Source organism: Streptomyces sp. NPDC002838, from assembly GCF_040295365.1.
Taxonomy (GTDB): Bacteria; Actinomycetota; Actinomycetes; order Streptomycetales; family Streptomycetaceae; genus Streptomyces.
Map to the genome: position 1 here is coordinate 1 of NZ_JBEOVF010000134.1, position 2647 is coordinate 2647.

At 66.9% G+C, this 2647-nt stretch carries 3 protein-coding genes and 2 pseudogenes; 1 reads left to right on the plus strand and 4 read right to left on the minus strand.

Features of this window, described 5'->3' with window-relative positions; genetic code table 11:
- Positions 1-89 precede the first annotated feature (89 nt).
- Together ABT063_RS51820 and ABT063_RS51825 are read right to left on the minus strand one after the other, a co-directional pair.
- A pseudogene (locus ABT063_RS51820) lies at positions 90-185 on the minus strand (sigma-70 family RNA polymerase sigma factor); the annotation flags it as partial.
- 29 nt (positions 186-214) lie between these two features.
- Positions 215-565, minus strand: coding sequence for a PadR family transcriptional regulator (locus ABT063_RS51825; protein WP_351069325.1), 351 nt, complete (start codon positions 563-565; stop codon positions 215-217).
- An 81-nt stretch (positions 566-646) separates the two neighbouring features.
- On the opposite strand from ABT063_RS51825, the gene ABT063_RS51830 reads away from it, so the two are divergent.
- Complete coding sequence (locus ABT063_RS51830) at positions 647-976, plus strand: hypothetical protein (RefSeq protein WP_351069327.1); 330 nt, start codon at positions 647-649, stop codon at positions 974-976.
- Between the two features lie 345 nt (positions 977-1321).
- Here ABT063_RS51830 and ABT063_RS51835 read toward each other — a convergent pair whose 3' ends face one another.
- Both ABT063_RS51835 and ABT063_RS51840 read right to left on the minus strand, forming a co-directional pair.
- The gene (locus tag ABT063_RS51835; protein ID WP_351069329.1) at positions 1322-1822 is read right to left on the minus strand and encodes an NUDIX domain-containing protein; all 501 of its coding nucleotides are present in this window, start codon (positions 1820-1822) and stop codon (positions 1322-1324) included.
- A 36-nt stretch (positions 1823-1858) separates the two neighbouring features.
- Positions 1859-2554 (minus strand): annotated as a pseudogene (locus ABT063_RS51840) (NsdA family TPR-like regulatory protein); the annotation flags it as partial.
- Positions 2555-2647 lie beyond the last annotated feature (93 nt).

Below are 2647 nucleotides of genomic sequence, written 5' to 3' on the forward strand. Positions count from 1 at the left end.
TGCGTTCGCGATCGGACAACTCCAACAACAACGGCTTCGGACCCGGCATCCCCCAACCCCTCAACTGCCAACGAACTAACGACTCAGGATACTAGCGGGCTAAGTCCTTCTACGAGGGCTTTCCAACTGGCCGCGTCCCCGTCACCGGCACTGCGCACGAGAGCGCCGACAGTAGCCCGGTCCATGGATCCCCTCTGCATCGGGGACGGAGTGCTCATGCCGAGCCTCCCGCCAGACGGAACTTGAGCTGCCGGGCTTTCCGGGCGTCCAGGGCTTCTCTGGCTTGCGTGCGCCCGACGCCGGTGAGTTCGTAGAAGCGGCGCGCAGGCCGGCCGGGGTGAGGTCCAGTCTCTTCGTAGCCGGTAACCCAGCCGCGCTCCGTGAGCCGGTCGAGAATGGGATAGACGGTGCCGGGGCCGAGGTCGGCGTCGCGGCAGATACTAAGCCCCCAAGCCGGGTTTTCGCTCGTCGCGGAGAGGAGTGCCTCCAGGACAGCGATCGTCGGCTTGGTGAGCCGAATATTCGACATGCCATCAGTGAACCATGTATCGAGTACGAAAGACAACCATATATCGAGGACGACTCATGGAGTCCTACAGGCGGCATCGCGATAACCACTCTGGCAGCTCCGCTGCCCACCTGGCTGTTGCCGCTGCTGCTGCAACCGGCTCCCGTCCAGCCTGCCGGGCCGCTCAGGCTCCCGCACGTCAGTGGCAGCCGTGCGGTCCTGGCCGCGCTGGAAGCAGAGTGCGCCGAGGTCTCAGCAGCGCCGGAATCGAAGCGCAACATCCCTCAACAACGCGCCTTCAAGATGGGGCGCTTCGTCGCATGGGGCGACATCCCCCGCCACGTGGTCGAAGAGGCCTTCCAAGCGACGAGAGAGGCTCGCGGACTCACCGCTGCGGAGTGCCGCGCCACCATCCGCAGCGCCCTGGCCGCCTCCATCCGCAAAGCCCGACCCTGGGACGCGGCATGACAGTACGTTGAGCTTGCCGAAGTTACAGCGCGTGCCGACCTTTGGGGCCCAGGGACGTGGTGGACCACGGGCATGCAGTGCTCCGGGCGGTGGGGAAGGAGTTCACCGCGCTTACGGCTTGGTCAGACGCGATCCGCGCGGGGCGGACGAGCGAGGTCGCAACCCTCTCGCAGGATTTCGAAGCCGCGAGAGGGGCGTTGCAAGATGCCGGGGCCGCCTTCATTCAGGCCACTGTCGATAGGTTGCAGTTTTAGGCGACGATGCGCCGCCACGGCCCACAGACGGCCCCGACCAGAGCGAAACGCAGGTCGGAGCCCTGCCGGGGCCGAATCACGCAGACTTCATCTACTTCCACCCATCCAGCGACACTTGAGGCCCGCCGGTCAGGTAACGGTGCAGTGCACTGGCGGTGGTGTCCACGAACTTCTCGGGGACGGAGTCGGCATCGACCCACCTAACCTGGGCATGCTTGCGAGGTTCACGGTTCTCGGGTTCGCCAGTCCATTCTTGGGCGGCAAACACGACGGTGACAAAGCCGTTGGGGGCTTCTACGCCCCAGGCGCCGTGGATGATGTGCGCGACCTTCAGGGACTCTGACTTCACCGTCAGGCCGGTCTCCTCGTACAGCTCACGTACGGCGGTTTCAGTGATCGGCTCGCCAGGTTCGCTCTTGCCGACGGGGAGGTCCCACATGCCCTGGGCGAACTTGGCGTTCTCGCTGCGCTGGAGGAGGACGACCCGGTTGGTGGCCTTGTCGTGGACGATGACGGCGGCGACCAGCAGGGTCATGGATTCGAAGGCGGGCGGTAGGGCTTTGGGCTGGTCGTCGGTTGTCTGCTGAGCCACGGCTGGTGTCCCTTCGTCGGCCGGTTGTTGGGCAGCCTAGGCCAGCGCTTCGCGTGCCCGGCGGGCGAGTTCGGAGGCTCCGGGCACTTTGCGGCGCTGGTAGATGGAGAGGGTGGAGCGGAGTGAGGTGATGGCCTTGCGGGTGCGGTCGGAGGTCATGCCCTGCATCAGGGTCAGGGCCTGTGCCCAGGCGGCGACGGCCTCGTCAGCGCAGGCCTGGGCGGCGAGGCTGTCACCGAGGTCGGCGTGGGTGAGGGCGTGGACGCGCTTGTACTTCTCGGGGTCCCAGCGAATTAGAGCGTCGCGGTGCTGTTGCTCAGTTCCGACGTGGTCGGCCAAGTCGGTCAAGGTGCGGGCGGTGTGGCTGGCGACGGTGCCGGCGGCAGGGCCACTGACACGGGAGTAACTGGGCTGGGGGCCATCGTCACGCAGGAGGGCGTCTTCGGCGGCGAGTAGGGCGCGGGCCGCCGCGGGCCTCTCGCTCACGGCGGCATAGGCGCGGGCGTGGGTGATGTGCAGCAGCGCCTCGGTCTGGCCGTCGACGTGGCTGAGGCCCCGCCGTAGGGCGCCTTCGACGAGGTCGACGCAGTGGTGGGGCTGCTTGAGGCTGAGGGCCTGGTGGGCGAGGGCGCGCATCATCCAGGCGGCGTGGCCGTGCGGGTCGGCTTCGCAGGCGAGTTGGTAGCCGACCTGGTAGTAGCGCTGGGCGGCGCCCTCCTGGCCAAGGTCGTGAGCAATGCTCATGACCTGTGGATCGGCCTCGGGCTGGACGCGAAGGGCGTACCTTCCCGAGTGATCGACTTCTGGTCATCGAGTAGGCCGACG